The following is a 24,791-nucleotide window of genomic DNA, read 5'->3' as shown; positions in this document are numbered from 1 at the left end:
CGCGCCGGTCGTCCGGTGGTTCGTCAGACCACGTTTACCGTCACCGAGGTGAAGCCGAGCGAGCCGAGCAGGCCCGACAGCATCGCCTTGGTGTTGGTCTCCGCGGTGGTGGTCAGCGCGGTGTCCTGCGCGGCCTTCTGGATCTTGTCGACGGCCAGCAGTTCCACCTTGTGCTGGTCGTCGGAGTTGTCCGAGGAGAAGAAGTCCCCGAACCGGTCGAACAGGCCGCGTTCCTGCGAGTACATGTAGGACTTCTTCACGTCCAGTGCGGCGTCCGCGAGTTGGGCGTGCGGGATGGTGAGGGTGGCGGTCAGCCGGTCCGCGGAGACCTTCACCCCGTCCGGGCCGAGCTTGCCCAGGTCGACGTACGCGGCGACGGTGCCCGAGCCGACGTACAGGCTGCGGGTGCCGAGCAGCGCGGACGGCAGGAACCTGGCCTCCTGGGCGAGGTCGACGATGACCTGGAAGTTGCCGGTGGCCGCGTTGTAGCGGCTCATGTTCTGGATCGACTTGAGGACCACCGGCTGGCTCCGGTCGACGGTCTTCTCCTCGAACGGACTGACCAGGCCCGGCAGCCAGCCGAGACTCCCGGCGCCCAGGAACAGCGCCGCGATCACCGCCAACGTGATCGGCAGGGATATGTACCAGGGCACACGACGACGCACGGTCGCTCCTTCTCGCGGGGCCGGATCTTCTTCCGTCCGACCCTCGCGCGGAACGCTATCGCCCTTCACTGACGACCGTCGATCAGTTCGCCGTACGCCTGCAGGAGATCCGGCAGCCGGAGGGTGGCGAGGTCCTCCCGGGAGGGGACGCCGCGCTGGCCCGACAGCCGCAAGTCCCGGTAGGCGCAGGACTTCTCGTACAGGGTGCGGACGAAACGCCCGTTGCCGAGCTGGTCGATCCAGCCCTCGGCGACCACGTGCGCGCAGATCGAGGCCAGTTCCTCGGCCGCGTCCACGTCCCACCCGTCGCCGTCGGCCTGTGCCAACTGCAGCCCGATGTCCGAGAGTTCGGCGGGCCGGTAGGAGGGGAAGTCGACCCGGGTGGTGAACCTGGAGTTCAGCCCGGGGTTCGTTGCCAGTAGTCGATTCATGCCCTCCGGATACCCGGCGAGGATGACGACAAGCCTGTCCCGGTTGTCCTCGGCCCGTTTCAACAGCACCTGCAGCGCCTCGTCGCCGTACGCGTCGCCCTTGCTGTAGCCGGAGTTGGCCAGCGAGTAGGCCTCGTCTATGAACAGCACGCCGTCCAGTGCCGAGTCGATCAGCTCGTTCGCCTTGACCGCCGTCTGCCCGAGGAACTCGCCGACCAGGTCGGCCCGTTGGGCCTCCACCAGGTGGTCCCCGGAGAGCAGGCCGAGGGCGTGGAAGACCCGGCCGAGGATCCGCGCCACCGTGGTCTTTCCGGTGCCCGAGGGCCCGGAGAAGACGAAGTGCCGCTTCGGCGGCTGCACCGGCAGGCCGCGGTCGGCGCGCAGCCGGGCCATCCGCAACTGGGCGGACAGCGCCCGGACCTGACGCTTCACCGGGTCCAGCCCGACCATCGCCTCCAGCTCCGCCAGCGCCTGGTCCAGCTCCAGCCGGGCGGCCGGCGCGGGGTTCGGCCCCGCCGCCGGGATCGCCGCGGCGGCCGCCCAGTTGCCCAGCCGCAGCGGCAACGGCGAGGCGCCCGCGGCGCGTTCGGCCAGCTGCCCGGCGTGCGCCTCGCCGGCCGGCTGGGCCCGCTCGGGCTCCGCGCCGCCGTCCGGCTCCGCGCCGTCCGGGCCGGGCGGCTCGTCGACCGGCAGCTCCTCCAGGGTGCCCCGGTACTCGCCGTACGCCTCGCCGTCCAGCAGCCCGTCCTCCGCGGAGATCGCCGCCAGCCGCTGCGCGGTGTCCATGAACGCCGGATCGGCCCGGTGCACCGCCCGGTACAGCGGCAGCGCCGCCGCGCTGCGCCCCGCGCCCTCGTACGCGCGGCCCAGCCAGTACCGCAGCTCCTTGCGCTGCGGCTGCTCGGAGCGGCAGCGGGCCAGCGAGGAGGCGAGCGGGCGCTGCGCCTGCGCGCACATGTCGAGCCGGACCCTGGCCATGCCCGCGAACAGGCCGGCCTCGATGCCCAGCACCGGGTCGTCCAGCAGGCGGTCGGTGTCCCGGATCAGCTGTTCCCAGTCCTTCATCAGGTAGGAGCGGCAGGCGTGCAGGAAGCGCACCGCGGGCTCCTGCTCGGGTGCCGGACACTCCGTCAGGGCCTGGTCCAGCTCGGCCAGGTGGCGCCCGTCCAGCCAGTGCGAGGCGTGCGCCAGCGCGAGGTCCTGCGGGGTCTCCAGCACCGGCTGCACCCACCAGCCCAGCCAGTACCAGGAACTGAGCGGACGGCGGTGCCGTTCGCGCTGCTCGCCGAACCGCTCGCGGTGCCGCTGCATCGCCAGCAGGGCGCCCGCGGTGTCGCTGCGCAGCGCGTGCAGGCCCAGCCAGGCGTCGGCCATGCCCGGGTCGACGTAGACCGCGGCGCGGAACTCCTCCTCCGCGCGCGCGTACGAGCCGGCCGTGTACGCGTCCATGGCGCGCGACCAGGCCCGGTCGGCCTCCGGATCCGGACCCGCGGCGGCGGACCCCTTGCCGCCGGAACTCTCCACCGTCACTGACGCCCCCCGCCAGACCTCGGGGCGCATATGCGCGCCTGCGAGGCATGGTACCGGCGCAGAGCTGATCCGTAAGGGTGCCGCGCCGCTCAAATGGCGCGAGACGATCGGGTGTTGGCGCGCTCGGCGGCGCGATCCGGACCGATCGGGAAGGGGGAACGGCGCCTCCGGCTCACGGGGGAACAAGCCGGAGACGCCGTGTCTGTGGTTGCGGATTCAACTGATTTCCGCGACACGCAGAACTTAGATCCTGACGACGTCGCAGGTCAAGACCAGTGCGTTCGGCTCACTCAGGGTGTCTCCGAGGATCCGCCCGGTGATCCCGTCCACCCGCACCGCGGCGTACGGACGGCTCGGGTCGGCCGCGAAGTGCGCCCCCTCCGCACACGCCCAACCCGCCCAGAACTCGGCCAGTTCCGGACCGTCCCGCTCCTCCCCGCGGGCCCGGGCCGCCGCCTGGTCCAGCTCCATCCACAGCAGCGCCGCCAACGCGGGGCGCACCGCGCGCCGGCCCGCACCCACCCCCTCCAGCAGCACCACCGGGGCCGGCGGCACCTCCCGCTCCGCGGCGAAGGCGCGCGTCGTCCAGTCGTAGACGCCGTGCCGGGCCCGCTCGCCGCGGGCCAGCGGCGCCAGCACCTCGGCCCGCAGCCGTCCCACCCAGCCGAACGGCTCCTGATGGGTCGCCAGGTCGTCCAGGTGCACCACCGGCGCGCCGCCGAGCGCCGCGGCGAGCCGCCCGGCGAACGTGGTCTTGCCCGACCCGGCGTGGCCGTCCACCGCGACCAGCCGCACCGGGCCCAGCGAAGGCGGCAGCGCGAGCAGCCCGGCGGCGAGCGCGGGCAGGTCGGGGAAGGCGTCACTCATCCGGCCAGCGTACGCGGCCCCGGGGTGGCGTCGGCTGTGCGATCCCGGAGGGCACCGGCGTGCGGCGCCCTCGTCAGGGACTTCGGACCGGCTGGGCCGGTCCGGCGGTCGGGTCCGGCCGTCAGGCCGCGCGGCGGTCGCGCTGCGCGGGCACCATGACCCGGACCGCGCGGTGGGCGCCCGCGTGCGAGAACGGCTGGGTGCGCCAGTCCAGTGCGGTGGGCAGCGCCACCAGGTTGTCCAGGCCGTCGTCCTCCGGGTGCTCCTCGCACTCGAACAGGTCGGCCGTCGGCGCGCCGGTGCCCTGGCAGATCGCCGGCTGGAAGGGGTTCCACGCGGAGGTCAGCACCGCGTGCTGGGGCAGCCGCTCCTCGTCGCCGATCAGGGCGATCGGGCGGTCGCAGACCGGGCAGTGCACCCGGACGATCTCCCAGGTGTCGGCCGCGCCCGGGTCCGCCGCGAAGGACAGCTCGGGCGCGCCGGGTTCCTCGACGTCGGAACGCTGGTCAGTGGAAGGCATCTGATCCCCCTCGGATCGGGCCGGAGTCTCTCGTTGTCCGGGCCACCAGCAGCACTTCCCTGTGACGGCATGTCATAACCCTGCGCTCCGGCGCACGGTGATGCATTCACTGTGTTCCTCGCCACATTCCGTTGGCATGTGCCCCCCGAATGCGCCCCCAGCGAGCTGTCTGCACAGCCCGACCGGTATCGAGTAGGTTGACGCCTTGTGGAGGAACTCGACCAGCGCATCGTCCAGCTGCTGCTCCAGGACGGACGGATGAGCTACACCGACCTGGGCAAGGCCACCGGCCTGTCCACCTCGGCCGTGCACCAGCGGGTGCGCCGCCTCGAACAGCGCGGCGTCATCCGCGGCTACACCGCGATCGTCGACCCCGAGGCGGTCAACCTGGCGCTCACCGCGTTCATCTCGGTCAAGCCCTTCGACCCCAGCGCGCCCGACGACACCCCCGAACGACTCGACGGACTCCCCGAGATCGAAGCCTGCCACAGCGTCGCCGGCGACGAGAACTACATCCTGAAGGTCCGCGTCCCCGGCCCCGGCGACCTGGAGGACCTGCTCGCCCGGATCCGCTCCGCCGCCGGCGTCTCCACCCGCACCACCGTCGTCCTCTCCACCCCCTACGAGGCGCGCCCCCCGAAGCTCTGACCGACCCGGTCCGGCCGGCGGCGTCCGCAGTGCGAGACTGGACGCCATGACCGAACGCACCGACCGCACCGTGCTGCTGCGCGGCGGCAACGTCTACAGCCCCGCCGACCCCTTCGCCACCGCCATGCTGGTCGAGGGCGAACACGTCGCGTGGGTCGGCAGCGACGGAGCCGCCGAGGCGTACGCCGACACCGCCGACGAGATCGTCGAGCTGGACGGCGCCCTGGTCACCCCCGCGTTCGTCGACGCCCACGTGCACGCCACCTCCACCGGCCTCGCCCTCACCGGCCTCGACCTGACCGGCTGCGGCTCGCTCCGCGAGGCCCTCGCGCTGATCGCCGGACACGTCGGCCACCACGGCGCCGAGGTGTTCATCGGCCACGGCTGGGACGAGACCAATTGGCCCGAGGGCCGCGCCCCCTCGCTCGCCGAACTCGACGCCGCCGCCCAGGGAGCGCCGCTCTACCTCTCCCGCACCGACGTCCACTCCGGCCTCGCCACCAGCGCCCTGCGCGCGCTCGTCCCTGGCCTCGCCGACCGGGCCGGCCACCACCCCGACGGCCCGCTCACCCAGGACGCCCACCACGCCGTCCGCGGCGCCGCCCTCGCCCACCTCAGCCCCGCGCAGCGCCGCGACGCCCAGCTCGCCACCCTGCGCCGGGCCGCCGAACTCGGCATCGGCTCCCTGCACGAGTGCGCCGGCCCGCAGATCAGCTCCGAGGACGACCTCGCCGCGCTGCTCGCCCTCGCCGCCGACACCCCCGGCCCCGAGGTGCACGGCTACTGGGGCGAACTCGGCGAGGCCGGCATCGCCACCGCCCGGCGCCTCGGCGCGGTCGGCGCCGGCGGCGACCTGTTCGTCGACGGCGCCCTCGGCTCGCACACCGCCTGCCTGCACGACGCGTACACCGACGCCGCGCACACCGGCGTCGCCTACCTGACGGCCGATCAGATCGCCGAGCACGTCGCGCTCTGCACCGAGGCCGGCCTGCAGGCCGGGTTCCACGCCATCGGCGACGCCGCGATCGACGCCGTCGTCGACGGCGTCCGGGCCGCCGCCGACAAGGTCGGCCTGGACCGGGTCAGGGCGCTGCGGCACCGCGTCGAGCACGCCGAGGCGCTCACCTTCGAGACCCTCGCCGCGTTCGCCGAACTCGGGCTCACCGCCTCCGTCCAGCCCGCCTTCGACGCCGCCTGGGGCGGACCCGAGGGCATGTACGCGGCCCGGCTCGGCACCGAGCGCGCCGCCTCGCTCAACCCGTTCGCCGCCATGCTGCGCACCGGCATCCCGCTGGCCTTCGGCTCCGACGCGCCCGTCACCCCGCTCGACCCGTGGGGCACCGTCCGCGCCGCCGCCTTCCACCGCACCCCCGAGCACCGGATCTCGGTCCGCGCCGCGTTCACCGCCCACACCCGCGGCGGCCACCGCGCCCTCGGCCACGACCAGGACGGCGTGCTGGTGCCCGGCGCGATCGCCTCCTACGCGATCTGGGCCACCACCGACCTGGTCGTCCAGGCCCCCGACACCCGCATCGCCGGCTGGTCCACCGACCCGCGCTCCGGCACTCCCGGCCTCCCCGACCTCACCCCGGGCGAGCCCCTCCCGGTCTGCACCCGCACCGTGGTCCGCGGCCGGACCGTCCACCGCAGGGACTGAGCCGCCCGGGGACATTCGTCCAAGACCCGGACCGGGCACGGCGCGCAGGGTGGGGGCACCACCTCGGGAAGGAACCCTGCGATGCACATCGACCCGTTCTCCTCCGCACTCGACCTGGCCGCCGCCGTCCGCCGACGGGACGTCAGCCCGGTCGAGCTGGCCGACGCCTACCTGGAGCGGGCGGACCGGCTCGACCCGGTGCTCAACGCCTACTGCCACCGCGACGACGAGACGGTGCGGGCCGCCGCCTCCGCCGCCGCCGACCGGGTCGTCCGGGCCCGAGAGGACGAACGGCTGCCGCCGTTCCTCGGCGTGCCGCTGCCGGTCAAGGACCTGCTGGACGTCAAGGGCTGGCCCACCACGTACGGCTCCGAGGGGGCGGGCAAGGACCCGGCCCCGGCCGACGACCCGGTGGTGCGACGGTTCACCGACGCCGGGTTCGTGATCCTCGGCAAGACCACCACCTCCGAGTTCGGGGCGCTGCCGTTCACCGAGAGCCCCGCCCTCGGCATCACCCGCAACCCGTGGGACCCGGACCGCACCCCCGGCGGCTCCTCCAGCGGCGCGGGCGCCGCCGTCGCCGCCGGCCTCGCCCCGATCGCGCACGCCGAGGACGGCGGCGGCTCGATCCGCATCCCCGCCTCCTGCACCGGACTGGTGGGCCTGAAGCCCACCCGCGGCCGGGTCGCCTCCGCCACCGTGCTGGTCGAGGGCCTCGCCGCCGGCGGCGTGGTCACCCGCACCGTCGAGGACACCGCCGCCGCGCTGGACGTGCTGGTCCGCCACGACCCGGGCGCCTGGTGGTCGCCGCCCACCCCGAGCCGCCGCTACGCGGTCGCCGTCGACCAGGAGCCGCCCACCGGACTGCGGATCGGCTGGCTCACCGACTCCCCGCTGGACGGCATCCCCACCGACCCGGCCTGCCGGACCGCCGTCGCCACCGCCCTGCGCGCCCTGGAGGAGGCCGGCCACCACCTCGTCGACACCCCGCTGCCGCTGCCCCCGATCGAGCAGTTCGTTGCGGCGTTCACCACCATCTGGAACGCCGGAGCGGCCGCCGTCCCGCTCGCCGACCCCGAACGGATCGAACCGCACAACCGGGCGCTGCGCGAGGCCGCCCACGGCATCGACTCCTGGCGCTTCAGCCAGGCGGTCCAGACCACCCAGCGGCTCTCCCGGCAGATCGTCGAAGGCTTCGCGGCCTCCTTCGACCTGCTGGTCACCCCCACGATGGCCTGCCTCCCGCCGCGGATCGGCGCCTGGCGGGCCGGCACCGCCACCGACCCGCTGGCGGCACTGCGCAACGCCTACCCGATGGGCATCTTCACCTCCGTGTTCAACATCACCGGCCAGCCCGCGATCTCCCTGCCCCTGCACCACGACGAGGCCACCGGCCTCCCGGTCGGCGTCCAACTGGTCGCCGCCCCCTGGCGCGAGGACCTCCTCCTCCAGGTCGCCCGCACCCTGGAGACCGCCCTCCCCTGGTCCGCCCGCCGCCCCCGGTCGGCCGCTGACACCGCGTCGGCCCCCGCCGCCCCGCTGCCGGGACTGCTGGGGCCGCGGGGGAGTGAGGTACCTTTCGGGGGACGTCGAACGAGGTAGCACGCTCCCCGCCCGGGTGGGGATGTCCCGAGGTAGAGAGGTGGTGCGCAGGTGGCACTGCCCGTTTCGCAGGAGCGCCCGGTGACGGAGGAGAACGCCGAGCGGCCGACGCGCCCGCGCGGCAGCCGCAAGGCGTGGTGGGGCCGTACCGGCCTGGCCGCGCTGAGCGGCCTCGCGCTGGCCTTCGCCTTCCCGCCGTTCGACGTGTGGCCGCTGTCGATCCTCGCGGTGGCCGGCCTGACCCTGCTCACCCGCGGCCGCAGCGCCCGGCACGGCGCCTGGCTGGGCTTCGCGTTCGGGGTGCCGTTCTTCGTGGTGCTGCTGTCCTGGCTGCGCCCGGTCGGCTGGGACGCCACCGTGGGCCTGGCGCTGATCGAGGCGCTGTTCCTGGCGCTGATGGGCGCCGGCCTGGCGCTGACCTCGAAGCTGCGCGGCTGGCCGCTGTGGGGCGCGATGCTCTGGGTCACCCAGGAGTGGATGCGCGACCGGCAGCCGTTCGGCGGCTTCCCGTGGGGCCGGCTGGCGTTCGCCAACACCGCCAGCCCGTACACCCCGCTGGCGGCGCTCGGCGGCGCCCCGCTGGTGACCTTCGCGGTCGCCTCCAGCGGCGCCCTGCTGGCCTGGGCGGTGCTCTGCGCGGCCCGGGCCCGCCGCTCCGGCGAGGGCGCGCTGCCGTGGCGCACCGCCGTCGGCGCCCTCGGCGCGGTCGCCCTGGTGGTGGTCGGCTACGCGGTGCCGGTGCCGACCTCGGCGTCCGACACGGTGAAGGTGTCGATCATCCAGGGCAACGTGGACCGTCCCGGCATGGACTTCCTGGGCCGTCCGATGGAGGTGCTGAACAACCACGCCTCCACCACCGAGCGGCTCGCCGCGGACGTCGCGGCCGGCAAGGTCGCCAAGCCGGACGTGGTGATCTGGCCGGAGAACGCCTCCGACCTGGACCCGTTCACCGACCCGGCGGCCTACGCCCGGATCGACCGGGCCGTCAAGGCGATCGGCGTGCCGACCCTGGTGGGCGCGCTGGTGGACGGCCCGGACGAGCAGCACGTGCGCAACGAGGGCATCGTCTGGGACCCGTCCTCCGGCCCGGGCGAGTCCTACACCAAGCAGCACCCGGTGCCGTTCGGCGAGTACGTGCCGTTCCGCGACGAGCTGTCCAAGGTGATCAGCCGCCTGCAGCGGGTCGCCCGCGACTTCTACCCGGGCACCGGCAGCGGCGTGATGCAGCTCGGCCCGGCCCGGGTCGGCGACGTGATCTGCTTCGAGGTGGCGTACGACGAGATCGTCCGCGACACCGTGAACCAGGGCGGCCGGGTGCTGGTCGTGCAGACCAACAACGCCACGTACAACAACACCGGCCAGACCGAGCAGCAGCTGGCGATGTCCCGGCTGCGCGCGGTGGAGCACGGGCGGGCGGTGCTGATCGCGGCGACCAGCGGCGTCAGCGCGGTGATCACCCCGGACGGCAAGGTGGAGCAGCGCACCGGCGAGATGCAGCAGGCGGTGCTGAACAGCGTGGTGCCGCTGCGCGACGGACAGACCGTCGCCGACAAGGTCGGGGCCGGGCCGGAGTGGGCGCTGGCCCTCGGCGGCGTGCTGGCCTGCGCCTTCGCGATCACCGGCGCGGTGCGCCGCCGCCGGGCCGACCGCACGGGCTGACCCGGCGGGGCGAGGAACACGACGGCGCCGAGGTCCGTTGTGCTGGGTGGTGCCGTTAGGGCGGGCCGGAGTCGCCGGCCGCCGCGGAGAGCACCGCGATGGAGTGGATCCGTACCGTGTCCCAGCAAGCAACCTCGGCCCGTCCGGCCCGCCGCGGGCGGCTCGCCCGGAGCGTGCCGCTCCTGATCGCCGCCTGGCTGGTGCTGGAGATCTGGCTGGTCACGGTGGTGGCCGGCTGGGTGGGCTGGTTCCTGACCCTGGTCCTGCTGCTGGCGGGGGTGTTCGTCGGCGGCACGGTGATCAAGCGCGCCGGGGCGCGCGCCTTCCGCGCGGCCGTCGAGCTGTCGCAGAACCCGAAGTCCGCGCAGCCCCAGACCGGCACCTCGATGACGGTGCTGGCCGGCGTGCTGCTGATTCTCCCCGGCTTCCTGTCCGACCTGCTGGCGGTGACCTTCCTGCTGCCGCCGACCCGCGCCCTGTGGCGCACCCTCGGCCGCCGGATCACCGGCTCGGTGCTGCGCTCCACCGCCCCCGTCGGCGCGGACCGGATCGCCGACGCGATGCGCCTGCAGGAGCAGCTGCGCATCCACCGCCCGGACGGCAAGGTCGTCCAGGGCGAGGTCGTCGACCCGCCGGTCGGCCCGCAGGGCCCGGACACCGGCTACCGCCCGCCGATCACCCCCTGATCCTGATCCGCCCGCTGCCGGCAGCCGCCCGACACTGCGTCGGGCGGCTGCCGGCAGCTCAGGCACGAGGGCAGCAGGAACGCCGAAGGGCCCCGGAATCCGGGGCCCTTCGGCAGTGGTGCGGATCGCTCGCCGCTAGGCGGACTTGCGGGAGTCGCGCGGGTGGACCGCCAGGTTCATCCCGCCCGAGCGAAGGACGGCCAGGCGCTCGGCCAGGACCTCCTCCAGCTCCTCGCGGGTCCGACGCTCCATCAGCATGTCCCAGTGGGTGCGGGTGGGCTTGGTCTTCTTCTCCTCCGGCTCCTCGCCGTCGAGGAGTGCCGCCTCCTGGCCGCAGAAACGGCATTCCCACACCACGGGGATCTCCGCCTCGACCGAGAACGGAACCTCGAATCGGTGTCCGTTCTGGCATGCGTACTCGACGGTCTGGCGCGGTGCCAGGTCAATGCCGCGGTCGGTCTCGTAGCTGGTCGCCCCGAGTCGCGTGCCGCGGAGAGCTCGCTCGCTCATGAATCGTGCCTCCCGGGCTTCTTGCCCACAGGACTAGTGGTCGCTGTCTTCGTCGCTGGGTCCAACGCTCGGCCTTCGACGAAGATTCCCGTCCCGGGGACATACGTCGCCTGTCGTGCCGCCCCTGTTTGTACCCATGGTCGCCCGTTTTGTCACATCTGAGCGGTGTTATCACCCGGCGTGTCACATTTTGTGCACTTATGGTCCGCAGTGGCTAGTAGGCCGGACGGGGCTGCACCGGCGCCGCGTCCTTGCCGAGGTCGACGACCGGCTCGGGCTCGGCGGGCTCGACCAGTTCGGCGACCACGGGCGCGGCCGCCTCGGTGCGGGTGTCGCGGTGCGGCAGCAGCGCGATCACCGCCTCCCGCAGCGCGGCGGGGGCGTCCTCGTCCAGCGGGTCGACGGTGACCGGGACCTGGACGCGGACCGGAGCGGCGGCGCCGATCCGGGCGTAGCCCCGGCCGGGCGGGGTGTGCGCGGCGGGCGCGATGTCCAGCGGGACGCCGAGCGCGGCGGCCGCGGACTCGGCGGTGACCGGGCCGAGCACCACCCGGGCGCGGGTGCAGGTGCGGACGGTGGGGGAGATCCGGTCGCGGGCCTCCAGGGCGTCGACGAACACCACCGTCACGCGGGCCGCCCGGCCGTGCCGCAGCGGCACCTCCAGCAGTTCCTGCGGGTCGGTGCGGCCCTCGGCGTGGGCGAGTTCGGACAGCTCGGTGAGGTGGTCGAGCAGGATCCACAGCGGGCGGGTGACGTCGGCGGGCGCGGGCAGCCCGTGGTGGCGGGCGGCGTTCAGGGAGATCAGCCGACGCTCGGTCTCCTGCGCGACCCACTCCAGCGCGGCCAGCGCCCCGTGCAGGCTGGTCTCCACGGTGTGCACGCCCGGACGGTTCACCAGGCAGGCGTGCTCGCCGGTGCTCGCCCCGTCGACCACCACCAGGTCGCCGTGCGGCAGCGCCTGCAGGGCGATCGAGCGCAGCAGCGTCGAGGTGCCGAACCCGGCCTGGCTCAGCGCCAGCAGGTGCGGCTCCGCCGAGCGCGGCCCGACCCGCCAGACCACCGGCGGCTGCTGCTCGTCCACGCCGCCCTGGGTGACCGGGATGGTGCGCCGACTGCCCTCGCCGTCGGTGAAGCCGAGGACGATCTCGCCCGGCGCGGTGACGAAGCGCTGCGCGACGATGTCGGCGGGCAGCGGAGCCAGCGCGCAGACCCGCAGCCGGTTGGACTCCTCGTCCCAGTCGAAGCGGTACTCCCGGGAGCGGCCCGCCTTGCCCTGCACCACCTGCTCGATCCGGGTCCGGGCGGCCGGCTCGGTGTCGGTGAAGTACGCCGGGTAGCCGATCTCCAGCGCGGCGAGCTTGCCCTCGGCGTCGAACTCCCAGCCCGCGAACGCGGACTGCCACTCGCCGTCCGGCCGGTACAGCGCGCCCGGGTCGTCGTAGCCGCCGAAGTACGGGGTGAGCGCCGCGTACAGGGCCGTCAGCTTGACCTCGGCGACGTCCGGTTCGGGCTCCGGGGCGGCCTTGGGGCTGCGGCCGACCCAGGCGGCGGAGGCGACCAGCGCGACCAGCGCCAGCAGCGGGCCGTGCGGCAGCAGGAAGACGCCGAGCACCACGGCCGCGCCGACCAGCAGCGTCGGGCCGCGCCGCTCCTTCGGGGTGGCCGTCCAGCGGGCCTTGGCCCAGTCGGCGTGGCGGCGCAGGCCGCGGCCGATCAGGGTCAGCGGCGCGAACACGTCGGCGGCGTGGTCGCCGGCGCTGCGGGCCAGGTCGCGGCCGCGGGTGAGGTGGCGGGTGAGGGACATGCGGGCTCCGGAGGCAGGGGGGACGGGAGGAGCGGGCGCCCGCCGCACGCCTGACAGGGGATCAGGTGTCCGGCGGGCAGAAGGCCCGGGGCGGTGGGAGGTCCGCGCCCGGGCCGCTAGGAGCAGGGACCGCTCAGAACTTCAGGCCGCCGATCAGACTGGCCAGGCTCGCGCCGCCCGCCTGGATGCTCGGGGCGATCGAGGAACCCGCGACGTAGAAGCCGAACAGCGCGCACACCAGGGCATGCGAGATCTTCAGCCCGTCCCGGCGGAAGAAGAGGAAGGCGATGACGCCGAACAGGACGATGCCGGAGATGGAGAGAATCACGGGATGCTCCTCACGAGGGGCGGGGACAGTGTTACAGAAAGTGCCTTCATGGTGACAAAAAGTAATAGATGATGTGGCGCGGCAAACGGGTGGATCTCACCTGTCGCCCGGATCGGCGGTATACGTCCTGCGGCCCCGGCGGATCACGGCCCGGGTGCGGCCGGTGGATCGCACCGGCGCACTCAGGCGTCCCCGCGCCGGGCGCGGTCGTGCCCGGCGCGTCCGGAATTCGCCCGAACGGCCGCGCACCGCCACCCCGTGCCGTTCGGCCCGGGCGGTCCGCTAGCGTTCGCGGTGGCACGACCTGACGTCCCAGCGGCCCGCCGCGGCCGCGCTCCGGAAGGCGGAACACCCTCATGACCGACCCCACCGCGCAGCCCGACGCCGAGGTCATCGCGCTGGCCGGCCGGCTCTTCGAAGCCGCCCGCGGCGGCGACGCCGGCCTGCTGGCCGCCTACCTCGACGCCGGCACCCCCGCCAACCTGACCAACGACCGCGGCGACACCCTGCTGATGCTGGCCGCGTACCACGGCCACGCCGCCGCGGTCACCGCGCTGCTGGAGCGCGGCGCCGAACCCGACCGCGCCAACGACCGTGGCCAGACCCCGCTGGCCGGGGCCGTCTTCAAGGGCGCCACCGAGGTCGTCGACGCGCTGCTGGCCCACGGCGCCGACCCGAACGCGGGCATGCCCTCCGCCCTCGACGCCGCCCGGATGTTCGGCAAGGACGACCTGGTGGCCCGCCTCACCGCCCGCTGACCCGCACGCCCCCGGTCGGCCCGCCCGCCCGGGCCGGCCTCCGTTCGGGCCCGCACCCTCGCCGCCGGCGGCCGGGCGCGGGCCCGTACCCTTGACCGACATGGAGATCCGCACCACCGGCTTCGGACACCCCGACGCCCAGCAGCTCGCCGCCGAGGTCCAGCAGGAGTACGTCCGCCGGTACGGCGACGGCGACCAGACCGCCATGCACACCGACCACTTCGACCCGCCGGCCGGGCTGTTCGTGATCGGCTACCAGGACGGTCGGCCGGTGGCCTGCGGCGGCTGGCGCGCCAAGGAGCGCGACCAGGACGGCCTGCGGGACGGCGACGCCGAGCTGAAGCGGATGTTCGTGGTCCCCGACGCCCGCGGCAGGGGCTACGCACGCGCGCTGCTGCGCCACCTGGAGCGCACCGCCGTCGAGGCCGGGCGGACCCGGCTGGTGCTGGAGACCGGCACCCTGCAGCCCGAGGCGATCGCGCTGTACGCCTCCGAGGGGTACGTCGACATCCGCAAGTTCGGCTACTACAAGGACCACGAGCTGAGCATCTGCATGGGCAAGGAGCTGACCGCCCGTCCGGCCGTCCGCGAAGCCGCTGACGTGCTGTAACTTTCGCACCCGCCAGGCCGGCCGGAGCGGCCGCGGACCCGCCCTGCGGACCGCGGCCGCTCCGCTGTTTCGCGACACCGCCGCAGGTCGGGGCCCGGTGCGTCGAAGAACTGTCGAACACCCGTCGAAATATTCGGAGTTGACGAGGTGGCAGCCCCTCCGGGCGGTCCGTTGCCCGGGGTGCCCGGCCCGCCGTACGGTCCGGGCACCCCACCCGCCCCCGGAAGGACGAACCATGGCTGCACAGTTGCGCGCGGCACGACGCCGGGCGCCCGCCCTCGCGGCACTCGCCCTCGCAGCGGCCGGCGGACTGCTGGCCGCCGCCACCGTCGGCAGCAGCCCGGCCGGAGCCGCCGGCACCACCCTGCGCGACCTCGCCGAGGCCAAGGGCAGCTACTTCGGCACCGCCCTCACCCAGTCCAACCTGAACAGCTCCACCATCACCGCCATCGCGGGCACCCAGTTCGACATGGTCACCCCCGGCAACGAGATGAAGTGGGACACCACCGAGTCCTCCGCCGGCAACTTCAACTTCGGCCCCGGCGACCAGATCGTCTCCTTCGCCAAGGCCCACAGCATGCGGGTGCGCGGCCACACCCTGGTCTGGCACAGCCAGCTGCCGTCCTGGGTGAGCAGCCTGCCCACCGGCCAGGTGCAGGCCGCGATGGAGAACCACATCACCACCGAGGCCACCCACTACAAGGGTCAGGTCTACTCCTGGGACGTCGTCAACGAGCCGTTCAACGAGGACGGCACGCTGCGCACCGACGCCTTCACCAACGCGATGGGCTCCGGCTACATCGCCGACGCGCTGCGCACCGCGCACGCCGCCGACCCGAACGCCAAGCTCTACCTGAACGACTACAACATCGAGGGCCTCGGCGCGAAGAGCGACGCCATCTACCAGCTGGTGTCCACGCTGAAGTCGCAGGGCGTGCCGATCGACGGCGTCGGCTTCGAGAGCCACTTCATCGTCGGCCAGGTCCCCAGCACCCTGAAGGCCAACATCCAGCGCTTCACCGCGCTCGGCGTGAACGTGGCGATCACCGAGCTGGACGACCGGATGCCCGTCCCCGCCAGCGCCGCCAACCTCGCCCAGCAGGCCACCGACTATGCCAACGTGGTCAACTCCTGCCTGGCCGTGACCGGTTGCGTCGGCGTCTCGCAGTGGGGCGTCGGCGACCCCGACTCGTGGATCCCGGACTTCTTCTCCGGCTACGGCGCGGCCACCATGTACGACGCCAACTACCAGCCGAAGGCGGCCTACAACGCGGTGGTGACGGCGCTCGGCGGCAGCACCACCTCGCCCTCGCCGTCGGGCTCCACCTCGCCGTCCCCGTCGGCCTCCACCTCGCCGTCCTCGCCCACCGGCGCGGCCTGCAAGGTGAGTTCGCAGGTCAGCGCCTGGAACACCGGCCTGACCGAGAACGTGACGATCACCAACACCGGCGGGAGCACGGTCAACGGGTGGACGCTGAAGTTCGTCCTCCCCTCCGGCCAGACCGTCACCAACGCGTGGAACGCGACCGTCAGCCCGGCCGGCGGGCAGGTCGGCGCCACCAACCTGTCGTACAACGCGGCCATCCCGGCCGGCGGCTCGACCAGCTTCGGCTTCCAGGCCAACCACACCGGCAACGCGGCCGCCGCGACCGGCTTCGCCCTCAACGGGGTGGCCTGCACGGCCGGTTGATCCAGGACCGGAGCGTCCCGGGCCCGGCTTACATGCGGGCCGGACCCGGGAGCTGCCGGTTCGTGACCGGACGCCCGTGCGGGCGGGCGTCCGGACGGCGCGGTGGGAGCGGAGCGGCGCTCCCACCGCGCCCTGCTGCCGTACGGGCCGCCGCGGCACGCCGACCGGGACGAAATCCCGTGGCGGGGCCGGGGCGGCTGCGGCATCGTGGCGGGCGATGAACGATACCCACGGCACCGAACTGGACGAGAACGAGCTGGGCCGGATCGCGGCCCGGCTGGCCGCCGTCGGCGGCATCGTCGGCGTCTGCCTCGGCGGCAGCCGGGCCCGCGGCGCGCACACCCCGGGCTCGGACTACGACCTCGGGCTGTACTACCGCCCCGGCCGCCTCGACACCGCCGCCCTGCGCGACCTCGCCGCCGAGCTCTGCGGCCGTCCCGTCGAGATCACCGACCCCGGCGCCTGGGGCCCCTGGGTCGACGGCGGCGGCTGGCTGGACATCGGCCGGGCCCGCGTCGACTGGCTGTACCGGGACGTCGAGCGGGTCCGCCGGTACGCCGCCGAGGCCCGGGCCGGGCGGTACGTGTCCGGCCAGCAGCCCGGCCACCCGTACGGCGTGCCCTCGTACGCCTACCTCGGCGAACTCGCGCTCGGACGGGTGCTCGCCGACCCCGGCGGAGAGCTGACCGCGCTGCGGGCCGACCTCGTCGAGTTTCCGGCCGCATTGGCACGGACGCTGGAGTCCGACGGGGCCTGGGAAGTGCCGTTCGTGCTCGCCAACGCCCGGAAGGGCGCCGGGCGCGGCGACGCCGGCTACGTCGCGGGCTGCCTGTTCCGCGCCGTCGGGCTGCTGGCGCACGTGCTGCACGCGCGGGCCGGTAAGTGGCTGATCAACGAGAAGGGCGCCGTCGCCGCGGCCGGCCGACTCGGCTGCGCGCCAACGGACTTCGAGCGCCGGGCGCAGGCCCTGTTCGCGCCCGCCGGCCCCGACCCGGAGAGCCTGGCGGCCGTCCTGGACGCCGCGGACCGGCTGGCCGCCGAGGTACTGGCCGGGGCGGGCGGGTAGCCGCGATGGGCGTCGAGATCCTGCTGTACGGCGAACGGCCGACTCGCCGCGCCCGGCCGCTGCGCGGCTCCTACGGACACGGCGAGGCGCTGGCCGCGGTGCTGGCCCGACTGCCGTCCGGGCAGGGCCGGTCGGGCCGGATCGACCCGTACCGGGACACCGCCCTCAACGAGCAGGACGCCGACGCGGCGCGCGCCGAACTGCCCGCCCTGGCGGCCCTGGCCGGCTCGCCGCAGCAGGCTGCGGCGGTCCGCGACCTCGGGCGGATGCTCGCCGACTGCGCCGCCACGCCCGGCAGTTGGCTGCTGTTCGTCGGCGACTGAGCCACTGCATCGGATAACCGGAACGGAGAACCCCCATGACCGAGACCGAACTGACCACGCCCCGGCTGCTGTTGCGCCAGTGGCGGGACGCCGACCTGGACCGCTGGGCGGAGCTGAACGCCGACCCCGAGGTGCGCCGGCACTTCGGCACGCTGCTGGACCGGGCGCAGGCCGCCGCCTCGCTGGCGGCCTTCCGGGCCGAGCTCGCCGAGCGTGGCTGGGGCTGGTGGGCCGTCCAACTCCGCTCCGACGGGCGGTTCCTGGGCTTCGCCGGGCTCGACCCGGTGGACGAGGAGATGCCGTTCGACGGCATCGAGGCCGGGTGGCGGCTGCACCGCGACGCCTGGGGCCACGGCTACGCCACCGAGGCGGGACGGGCGGTTCTCCGGTACGGCTTCGAGGAGTTGGGCCGGTCCGAGATCCTGGCCGTGATCGCCGAGCGGAACGCGCCCTCCCGGGCGGTCGCCGCACGCCTGGGCATGGTGCACGACCCGGCGATGGACTTCCTCGACCCGAGCGTGCCGCCCGGCCCGGAGCAGCGCGCGGTGGTGTACCGGCTGCGGGCACAGACGTCAGGAAGCTGACTCCACCGCGGACTTGAGCCGCTCCAGGGTCGCCCGCATGCCCGCCCGGTTGAGCGCGGCGCGGTCGGTCGGGCGGGTGCCGGTGAAGACCCGGCCGAGCAGCTCGGTGAGCCCTGAGCGCGGCCCGGTGCGCAGGTCCTCCCAGTACTCGGTGACCAGGACGGCACCGGGCCCGGCCGGCTCCACCAGGTAGCCCCAGACGGCCACCGGGAGGCCGAAGATGCCGACCCGGAAGGCGAACTCCTCCGATGCGCGGGCCACCGTCACCCGGCAGTCGGTGAACCACAGGAACGGGCCCTTGCGGTTGAAGCCCAGGAACCGGGTCCCCGGCCGCACCGGCCCGCGCCCCACCTGCCGGACGGCGATGCACTCCGGGCTCCACCGGGCCAGGTTCGGCAGGTCGCCGACCGCGGCGTACACGGCTTCCGCGGAGGCGTGGACGGTCACGCTCTCCCGAACGGTCCACAGGCGGGACACGGGTACCTCCGGAAGGGACGAGGGGGGGCGGGTCCGGACTGTAGTCGGCGGCGCGAACCCGGCGCAAGGGCGAGCCGGGGCGACCATTCGGCCAAAACGCCACGTCGGAGGGCCACTTGGCGCCCTGGAGGGCTTTCCCTGCCGGGCCTGCTGGTCCGCGGGCTCGTGCTCGACGGCGGGGTGGACGAGCGGACCGTCAACGGCCTGGTGGCCTCGGCGCCCTCCGCCCCGCCGCGGACGGGCTGACCGGGCTCAGACCTGACCGGGCTCAGACCTGCCCGGGCGGCGCGGGCGTCGGGTGGCCGGCGGTCTCCTCGGCCTTGCCCGTCTCGGCGGCGGCCGCCTCGGCGGCCGTTTCGGTGGCGGCCAGGGAGGCGAGCAGGCGCAGCCGCTCCTCCGAGGGCGAGCCGGGTTCGGCGGTGTAGACGGTCATGCCGAGCCCGGGCTCGGCCGCGAGGTCGAGGGACTCGTAGGCGAGGGTGAGCTCACCGACCGCCGGGTGGTGGAAGTGCTTGGTCCCGGTGCCGTGCCGGCGGACGTTGTGCGCGCCCCAGCGGGTGCGGAACTCGGCGCTGCGGGTGGACAGTTCGCCGACCAGGTCGTGCAGGTCCCGGTCGTGCGGGTCGCGCCCGGCCTCGCGCCGCAGGACCGCCACCGCCATGTCGGCGAACAGCCCCCAGTCCGGGTAGAAGCGGCGGGAGGCCGGGTCGAGGAAGTTGAACCGGGCCAGGTTCCGCCGGTTGTCCGGGGTGGCGAACAGGTCGCAGTAGAAAGCGCGGCCGAGCGGGTTGGCCGCCAGCACGTCCATCCGGCGGTTGGCCACCACGGCTGGCCCGGCGGTGATTGCGTCGAGGGTCCACTGCAGGCTGCGGTGCGGCGTCCACTGCTTGGCGCCGGGGCGTCGGCGCGGGCGGGCCAGCACGTCGGAGCCGTCGGCGGCCTGCGCCAGGTGCAGCAGGTGGGCCCGCTCGGCGTCGTCCAGCTGCAGGGCGCGGGCCACCGCCTCCAGTACGGCCGGGGAGGCGCCCGCCAGGTTGCCGCGCTCGAGTTTGGCGTAGTACTCCACGCTCATGTCGGCGAGCGCGGCCACCTCGCTGCGGCGCAGCCCGGGCACCCGCCGCCGCGGCCCGGCGGGCAGGCCGGCCCGCTCCGGGGTGATCTTCGCTCGCCGCGAGGTGAGGAACTCGCGGACCTCCTCGCGGTTGTCCATGTCTCGACGGTACGGCCTGCCGGCGGCCGGAGGGATGTACTGGCGGTACACCCTTCACCAGTGACTCGCCGGACCGCGCCGAGCGCGCTTACCTGGATTGCGGCACCCCCTACGTAAGGATTTTCCCCATGCGCGGAGCAGTGATCCACGGTCCCGGTGACGTCCGGTTCGAGACGCTGGACGACCCGAGGATCCTCAAGCCGACCGACGCGGTCATCCGCACCGCCGTCACCTGCGTGTGCGGCTCGGACCTGTGGCCCTGGCGCGGACTGGACGCCACCGAACACGCCCACCCGATCGGCCACGAGTACGTCGGCTTCGTCGAGGAGGTCGGCCGCGAGGTCGAGGGCCTGCGGCCCGGCCAGTTCGTGGTCGGCTCGTTCGCCACCTCCGACAACACCTGCCCGAACTGCCTGAACGGCTTTCAGTCGAACTGCCAGCACAGGGAGTTCATGAGCACCTGCCAGGCCGAGTACGTCCGCATCCCGAACGCCCAGGGCACCCTGGTCGCCACCGAGGAGGTGCCGGACCGGCGCTTCTGGCCCGGCCTGCTCGCCAACTCCGACGTGATGGGCACCGGCTGGTGGGCCGCAGACGCCGCCCAGGTCCGGCCCGGCTCGACCGCCGTGGTGGTCGGCGACGGCGCGGTGGGGCTGTGCGCCGTGATCGCCGCGAAGGAACTCGGCGCGGAGCGGATCATCGCGATGAGCCGCCACGAGTCCCGGCAGCGGCTCGCCCTGGAGTTCGGCGCCACCGACATCGTCACCGAGCGCGGTGAGGACGGCGTGGCCCGGATCAAGGAACTCACCGGCGGCATCGGCGCGGACAGCGTGCTGGAGTGCGTCGGCACCGCCGAGGCGATGCGGCAGGCCCTGCACAGCGCGCGGCCCGGCGGCAGCGTCGGCTTCGTCGGCGTCCCGCACGAGGTCGCCGTCGACGGCCAGGAACTGTTCTTCTCGCACGTCGGCCTGCGCGGCGGCCCCGCGCCCGTGCGCCGCTACCTGCCCGACCTGATCGAGCGCGTCCTGACCGGACGGATCGACCCCGGCAAGGTCTTCGACCTCAGCCTGCCGCTGGAGCAGGTCGCCGACGGTTACCGGGCGATGGACGAACGTCGCGCGATCAAGGCCCTGCTCACCCCCTGACCCTCCCCGGAGAACCGCCATGCAGATCACCCGGAGCTCGCTCCAGACCGTCAAGGGCCCGGCCGACTGGTTCACCGGCGACGTCTACATCGACGCCGTCGCCGCCGCTCCCGCGCCGTCCCGGGTCACCGCCAACCTGGTGCACTTCATGCCGGGCGCCCGCACCCACTGGCACCGGCACCCGCTCGGCCAGACCGTCTTCGTCACCGAGGGCGTCGGCCTCTGCCAGCGCCGCGGCGGCCCCGTCGAGGTCATCCGCCCCGGCGACCGCGTCCTGTTCGAGGCCGACGAGGAGCACTGGCACGGTGCCGCGCCCGACCGCCTGATGGTCCACCTGGCCATCAACGAGGGCGACGCCGAACACGCCGTCGTGCACTGGCTCATCCCCGTCACCGACCAGGAGTACGCTGCCGCCCCGGCCGTCGACTGACCCGGGCCGACGCAGCCACCACCGAAAGAGGAGCACCTGCGCATGCGCGTCAACGCCTACGCCGCCCCCGCCGTCGGCCGTCCGCTGGCCCCGACCACCGTCGAACGCCGCCCGGTCGGACCCCGCGACGTCCTGATCGCCATCCAGTACGCGGGCATCTGCCACTCCGACATCCACACCGTCCGCGGCGAATGGGGACCGCAGCCCTACCCCGTCGTCCCCGGCCACGAGATCGTCGGCACCGTCGCCGAGGTCGGCGCCGAGGTCACCACCCACCGGGTCGGCGACCGGGTCGGCGTCGGCTGCATGGTCAACTCCTGCGGCCGGTGCGCCCCCTGCCTCGGCGGCGACCAGCAGTACTGCGTGCAGGGCCCGGTCTTCACCTACGCCGCCACCGACCACGACGGCACCACCACCCAGGGCGGCTACTCCACCCACGTCGTCGTCGACGCCGGCTTCGTCCTCTCCGTCCCCGCCGGCCTCGACCCTGCCGCCGCCGCCCCCCTGCTGTGCGCGGGCATCACCACCTACGCCCCGCTGCGGCACTGGGGCGCCGGGCCCGGCAAGCAGGTCGCGGTGGTCGGCCTCGGCGGCCTCGGCCACATGGCCGTCAAGATCGCCCACGCGCTGGGCGCCGAGGTCACGGTGCTCTCCCAGTCGCTGAAGAAGCAGGAGGACGGCCACCGCCTCGGCGCCGACCACTACTTCGCGACCTCCGACCCCGGCACCTTCACCGAACTCGCCGGCCGCTTCGACCTGATCGTCAACACCGTCAGCGCCGACCTCGACATCAACGCCTACCTCGGCCTGCTCACCCTCGACGGCGTCCTCGCCAACGTCGGCGCCGCGCCCGGCCCGATGGTCGTCAACGGCTTCCTGCTCGGCAGCGCCCGCCGCGTCCTCACCGGCTCGATGATCGGCGGCATCGCGCTCACCCAGGAGATGCTCGACTTCTGCGCCGAGCACGGCATCGGCGCCGACATCGAACTGATCCCCGCCGACCGGATCAACGAGGCCTACGAACGCGTCCTCGCCTCCGACGTCCGCTACCGCTTCGTCATCGACACCGCCACCATCGGCTGACCCACCCGGGGGACGGAACGGCGAGCAGGCCCCGCGCCCGCTCGCCGTTCCGGATCCGGCCACCGGAGACTGAGGGGGCGTCACCCACCGAAAGGACCTCCCCGTGAGCACCTGGCCCCCCGAGACCCTCGACCGGATCGCCGGCGCCGACGAACTCCACATCGCGCCCCGCCAGCCCGACGGGAGCCTGCGCACCCCCACCACCATCTGGGTGGTCCGCGACGGCGACGACCTCTACGTCCGCTCCTGGCGCGGCACCTCCGGCACCTGGTGGAACACCGCCCGCACCACCCTGAACGGCCACATCCGGGCCGGCGGCGCCGAGTCCGACGTCGACTTCGCCCTCGTCGACGACCCCGCCGCCAACGACCGCGTCGACACCGCCTACCGCACCAAGTACGGCCGCTACAGCGACTACGTGGAACCCATGCTCGGCCCCCAGGCCCGGGCCACCACCCTCCGCCTCACCCCGCGCGGCTAGCGGCGCTCAGCCCGCACCGAGCATGTGCTGCTGGACCCGGAGCAACACCTCGGCGGCGCGTCCCCACTCGCCCGGGGAGGCACTGCCGAGAGCCTGCGCCAGCAGCTCGCAGCGGACGGCGCGGACCCGGGCCAGCACGCTGCGCCCCTCCGCCGTGATCGCGACGACGCCGGAGCGACCGTCCGCCGGGTCGGCGGTGCGGCTCACCAGCCCGTCGGACCTGAGCCCGCGGAGCTGCAGCGAGGCGGTCGACACGTCGATGTGCAGGCACTCGGCGACCGCCGACACCCGCATGGCGCCCGCAGCCTCGAAGTGCTCCAGCAACCGCAAGGCACTGGCCGGAAGGTCACGCCCCACCACCCGCGCGACCTCGGCCCGGACGTGCCTGCTCTCACTCCACCGCACCAGCGCGGACACCGCGACCTCCAGCCGGGCCAACTCGTCGGCGGAGGAGGGCTGCTGAGGTGCCGATCGGGATGTACTCACCGGCCAAGGCTACAAGGGGCGACGGAAACCGATGCCATTGCTTCCGGTTATGGCAAGCCCAACTGCCGTCCTGAGAAGGGTGATTGCGTTCGGAGATCGCCACATGTTTTGATCGATCAAAGCAACTGACGGGGGAGACATGCCGACAGCGGTGATCACGGGCGGGACGGACGGCGTCGGCCGGGCGCTCGCCGACACGTACCTGGAGCGGGGCTGGGAGACGCTGGTCGTCGGGACCAGCGCGGCGAAGGGCGAGGCGTTCGTCGCGGCCGCCGAACTGCGCGGTGCGGGCGACAGGGCACGGTTCCTGACGGCGGACCTGAGCCTGGTCGCCGAGAACCACCGACTCGTCGACCTGGTCAAGGAGCGGTACGGGGTGCTCGATCTGCTGGTGCTGGGCGCGCGCTACCACCGCTCGACCCGGGCGGAGACGGCGGACGGGTTCGAGAGCAACTTCGCGCTGTTCTACCTGAGCCGCTACCTGCTCGGCCACGGCCTCGCCGACCGGCTGGCCCGAGCCGAACGGGGCACCGTGCTGAACTTCGGCGGCGCCGGACTCACCGGCCCCGTCCGCTGGGACGACCTGCAACTGCGCCGCGACTACCCGGGCACCGGTGCGCTCGGGCACGGCGGCGCCCTCTGCGACCTGCTCGGGGTGCACTTCGCCCGCACCCACGCGGACACCCCGATCCACTACGTGCTGAACCACCCGGGCGTGGTGTCCACCAGCTTCGCTGGCGAGTACGACCCGGCCACCGCCTCCCACGTCGACCGCCTGCGCACCCACGGCAAGCCGACCACCACCGCCGTCGCCCAGATCCTCCCCTTCCTCGACAACCCCCCGGCCCGCCTGACCGCCGTCCTGGAGGGCCGCCGACTACCGACCGACACCCCACCGTTCGACCCCGCCGACGCCGAACGCCTGCACCGGCTCACGGAACAGCTGCTGGCGGCTTCGACGGCCCGGAGACCGTCCGGAGACCGCCCGGAGGCCGCTCGGAGCAGGCGGGGTGACTCGGCGTCAGCCGCAGCTGTCGGGTTCGAGTGAATACCGGTCAGGGCCCGCGGGGGTGGATCGCCGGAGCACGTGGGCGCGGATCACGCGCACGGTGGGCGGGACGCTGAGACGGACGGGGCGGCGACCCCATCGGAGCCAGAGGCACAGGTCTCCGAGTTCCGCGGCCTGGGCCAGCTTGTCGAGGGACAGCTGCTTGTCGCCGCGGTCGATCTCCATGCTGATGCCACGGCCCTTCCCCGACCGGTGCCTGAGCCGGACGTCGAGGTACCCGCGCCGGTCGGGCCGGAGGGCATGGGGCGGGAGGGGTGCCTCCAACTCGCAGTGGTAGCCGAGTGTTTCGGCCCACCCGCGGATCGAGGTGGTGAAGAACTCGGTGGCCTCGGCCCTGGGGATGTCGGTGAACCGCTGGCCGTTCAGCCAGGCACGCAGGGATCGGGCGGCGGCGTCCAGTCCGGCTTCTGACATGGCACCGAGTATCGCGTCCCCGCTGACCTCCGGTCGACGGCCCCCGCCTGCGCTTTCG

Annotated in this window: 27 protein-coding genes; 16 read left to right on the top strand and 11 right to left on the bottom strand. The window is 73.9% G+C overall.

The window, feature by feature from the left end; genetic code table 11:
• Positions 1 to 23: 23 nt before the first annotated feature.
• The 4 genes from BX266_RS05660 to BX266_RS05645 form a co-directional block, all read right to left on the bottom strand.
• Entirely contained in the window at positions 24 to 665 is a 642-nt protein-coding gene (locus BX266_RS05660; RefSeq protein WP_259464567.1) for a DUF4230 domain-containing protein, read from the bottom strand.
• 65 nt (positions 666 to 730) lie between these two features.
• A complete protein-coding gene (locus tag BX266_RS05655) occupies positions 731 to 2,545 on the bottom strand; it encodes an AAA family ATPase (RefSeq protein WP_099907443.1) in 1,815 nt (604 codons plus the stop codon).
• 324 nt (positions 2,546 to 2,869) lie between these two features.
• Positions 2,870 to 3,493 carry a uridine kinase gene (locus BX266_RS05650; protein ID WP_099897817.1) on the bottom strand — a complete coding sequence of 208 codons (624 nt, stop codon included), beginning with the start codon at positions 3,491 to 3,493 and terminating at the stop codon, positions 2,870 to 2,872.
• Between the two features lie 121 nt (positions 3,494 to 3,614).
• Positions 3,615 to 4,013 carry a hypothetical protein gene (locus tag BX266_RS05645; RefSeq protein ID WP_099897816.1) on the bottom strand — a complete coding sequence of 133 codons (399 nt, stop codon included), beginning with the start codon at positions 4,011 to 4,013 and terminating at the stop codon, positions 3,615 to 3,617.
• A gap of 207 nt (positions 4,014 to 4,220) precedes the next feature.
• Here BX266_RS05645 and BX266_RS05640 point away from each other — a divergent pair, with 207 nt between their 5' ends.
• The 5 genes from BX266_RS05640 (at position 4,221) to fxsA (ending at position 10,265) form a co-directional block, all read left to right on the top strand.
• Positions 4,221 to 4,661, top strand: a complete 441-nt coding sequence (locus BX266_RS05640; RefSeq protein ID WP_099897815.1) for an Lrp/AsnC family transcriptional regulator — start codon at positions 4,221 to 4,223, stop codon at positions 4,659 to 4,661.
• A gap of 46 nt (positions 4,662 to 4,707) precedes the next feature.
• Positions 4,708 to 6,318, top strand: coding sequence for an amidohydrolase (locus BX266_RS05635; RefSeq protein ID WP_099897814.1), 1,611 nt, complete (start codon positions 4,708 to 4,710; stop codon positions 6,316 to 6,318).
• 81 nt (positions 6,319 to 6,399) lie between these two features.
• Positions 6,400 to 7,920 (top strand): amidase, encoded by a 1,521-nt coding sequence (locus BX266_RS05630; RefSeq protein WP_120314357.1) that lies wholly within the window; start codon positions 6,400 to 6,402, stop codon positions 7,918 to 7,920.
• A 51-nt stretch (positions 7,921 to 7,971) separates the two neighbouring features.
• Entirely contained in the window at positions 7,972 to 9,579 is a 1,608-nt protein-coding gene (gene lnt, locus BX266_RS05625) for an apolipoprotein N-acyltransferase (RefSeq protein ID WP_099897812.1), read from the top strand.
• Between the two features lie 116 nt (positions 9,580 to 9,695).
• Positions 9,696 to 10,265, top strand: a complete 570-nt coding sequence (fxsA, locus tag BX266_RS05620; protein ID WP_259464566.1) for an FxsA family membrane protein — start codon at positions 9,696 to 9,698, stop codon at positions 10,263 to 10,265.
• Positions 10,266 to 10,400: 135 nt separating this feature from the next.
• Here the strand turns inward: fxsA and BX266_RS05615 are convergent, their stop codons facing one another.
• From BX266_RS05615 to BX266_RS05605, 3 genes are all read right to left on the bottom strand, one after another.
• Positions 10,401 to 10,775: an RNA polymerase-binding protein RbpA gene (locus tag BX266_RS05615; RefSeq protein WP_073816413.1), complete on the bottom strand. Its 375-nt coding sequence runs from the start codon at positions 10,773 to 10,775 to the stop codon at positions 10,401 to 10,403.
• 214 nt (positions 10,776 to 10,989) lie between these two features.
• A complete protein-coding gene (locus BX266_RS05610) occupies positions 10,990 to 12,579 on the bottom strand; it encodes a hypothetical protein (RefSeq protein ID WP_099897810.1) in 1,590 nt (529 codons plus the stop codon).
• 133 nt (positions 12,580 to 12,712) lie between these two features.
• A complete protein-coding gene (locus BX266_RS05605) occupies positions 12,713 to 12,907 on the bottom strand; it encodes a hypothetical protein (protein WP_014134294.1) in 195 nt (64 codons plus the stop codon).
• A gap of 356 nt (positions 12,908 to 13,263) precedes the next feature.
• On the opposite strand from BX266_RS05605, the gene BX266_RS05600 reads away from it, so the two are divergent.
• The 6 genes from BX266_RS05600 (at position 13,264) to BX266_RS05575 (ending at position 17,938) form a co-directional block, all read left to right on the top strand.
• Positions 13,264 to 13,665 (top strand): ankyrin repeat domain-containing protein, encoded by a 402-nt coding sequence (locus BX266_RS05600; protein ID WP_099897809.1) that lies wholly within the window; start codon positions 13,264 to 13,266, stop codon positions 13,663 to 13,665.
• A gap of 100 nt (positions 13,666 to 13,765) precedes the next feature.
• Positions 13,766 to 14,275: a GNAT family N-acetyltransferase gene (locus tag BX266_RS05595; RefSeq protein WP_099897808.1), complete on the top strand. Its 510-nt coding sequence runs from the start codon at positions 13,766 to 13,768 to the stop codon at positions 14,273 to 14,275.
• A gap of 235 nt (positions 14,276 to 14,510) precedes the next feature.
• Positions 14,511 to 15,965 carry an endo-1,4-beta-xylanase gene (locus BX266_RS05590; protein WP_099897807.1) on the top strand — a complete coding sequence of 485 codons (1,455 nt, stop codon included), beginning with the start codon at positions 14,511 to 14,513 and terminating at the stop codon, positions 15,963 to 15,965.
• Between the two features lie 217 nt (positions 15,966 to 16,182).
• Positions 16,183 to 17,031: a nucleotidyltransferase domain-containing protein gene (locus BX266_RS05585; protein ID WP_099897806.1), complete on the top strand. Its 849-nt coding sequence runs from the start codon at positions 16,183 to 16,185 to the stop codon at positions 17,029 to 17,031.
• Between the two features lie 5 nt (positions 17,032 to 17,036).
• The gene (locus BX266_RS05580) at positions 17,037 to 17,354 is read left to right on the top strand and encodes a hypothetical protein (RefSeq protein ID WP_099897805.1); all 318 of its coding nucleotides are present in this window, start codon (positions 17,037 to 17,039) and stop codon (positions 17,352 to 17,354) included.
• A gap of 35 nt (positions 17,355 to 17,389) precedes the next feature.
• Positions 17,390 to 17,938 carry a GNAT family N-acetyltransferase gene (locus tag BX266_RS05575; protein ID WP_099897804.1) on the top strand — a complete coding sequence of 183 codons (549 nt, stop codon included), beginning with the start codon at positions 17,390 to 17,392 and terminating at the stop codon, positions 17,936 to 17,938.
• On the opposite strand, the gene BX266_RS05570 is transcribed toward BX266_RS05575, so the two are convergent.
• The gene (locus BX266_RS05570; protein WP_259464565.1) at positions 17,927 to 18,415 is read right to left on the bottom strand and encodes an SRPBCC family protein; all 489 of its coding nucleotides are present in this window, start codon (positions 18,413 to 18,415) and stop codon (positions 17,927 to 17,929) included. The genes BX266_RS05575 and BX266_RS05570 overlap by 12 nt on opposite strands.
• Positions 18,416 to 18,683: 268 nt before the next feature.
• Positions 18,684 to 19,625 (bottom strand): helix-turn-helix transcriptional regulator, encoded by a 942-nt coding sequence (locus tag BX266_RS05565; protein ID WP_099897802.1) that lies wholly within the window; start codon positions 19,623 to 19,625, stop codon positions 18,684 to 18,686.
• Between the two features lie 128 nt (positions 19,626 to 19,753).
• Here BX266_RS05565 and BX266_RS05560 point away from each other — a divergent pair, with 128 nt between their 5' ends.
• From BX266_RS05560 to BX266_RS05545, 4 genes are all read left to right on the top strand, one after another.
• Positions 19,754 to 20,770, top strand: a complete 1,017-nt coding sequence (locus BX266_RS05560) for a zinc-dependent alcohol dehydrogenase family protein (RefSeq protein ID WP_099897801.1) — start codon at positions 19,754 to 19,756, stop codon at positions 20,768 to 20,770.
• Positions 20,771 to 20,789: 19 nt separating this feature from the next.
• Positions 20,790 to 21,200, top strand: coding sequence for a cupin domain-containing protein (locus BX266_RS05555; protein ID WP_099897800.1), 411 nt, complete (start codon positions 20,790 to 20,792; stop codon positions 21,198 to 21,200).
• Positions 21,201 to 21,242: 42 nt separating this feature from the next.
• Complete coding sequence (locus BX266_RS05550; RefSeq protein WP_099897799.1) at positions 21,243 to 22,283, top strand: NAD(P)-dependent alcohol dehydrogenase; 1,041 nt, start codon at positions 21,243 to 21,245, stop codon at positions 22,281 to 22,283.
• Between the two features lie 103 nt (positions 22,284 to 22,386).
• Positions 22,387 to 22,764, top strand: coding sequence for a DUF2255 family protein (locus BX266_RS05545; protein ID WP_099897798.1), 378 nt, complete (start codon positions 22,387 to 22,389; stop codon positions 22,762 to 22,764).
• A gap of 6 nt (positions 22,765 to 22,770) precedes the next feature.
• Here BX266_RS05545 and BX266_RS05540 read toward each other — a convergent pair whose 3' ends face one another.
• Positions 22,771 to 23,250 (bottom strand): MarR family winged helix-turn-helix transcriptional regulator, encoded by a 480-nt coding sequence (locus BX266_RS05540; protein ID WP_099897797.1) that lies wholly within the window; start codon positions 23,248 to 23,250, stop codon positions 22,771 to 22,773.
• 139 nt (positions 23,251 to 23,389) lie between these two features.
• Here BX266_RS05540 and BX266_RS05535 point away from each other — a divergent pair, with 139 nt between their 5' ends.
• Positions 23,390 to 24,298, top strand: coding sequence for an SDR family NAD(P)-dependent oxidoreductase (locus BX266_RS05535; RefSeq protein ID WP_099897796.1), 909 nt, complete (start codon positions 23,390 to 23,392; stop codon positions 24,296 to 24,298).
• Here BX266_RS05535 and BX266_RS05530 read toward each other — a convergent pair.
• Positions 24,272 to 24,733: a hypothetical protein gene (locus tag BX266_RS05530; protein WP_099897795.1), complete on the bottom strand. Its 462-nt coding sequence runs from the start codon at positions 24,731 to 24,733 to the stop codon at positions 24,272 to 24,274. The genes BX266_RS05535 and BX266_RS05530 overlap by 27 nt on opposite strands.
• Between the last annotated feature and the right edge of the window lie 58 nt (positions 24,734 to 24,791).

It is taken from the genome of Streptomyces sp. TLI_171 (genome assembly GCF_003610255.1).
Lineage (GTDB): Bacteria > Actinomycetota > Actinomycetes > Streptomycetales > Streptomycetaceae > Kitasatospora.
The sequence above is the reverse complement of the archived record's forward strand: the minus strand, read 5'-3'. Positions and strand labels throughout refer to the sequence as shown.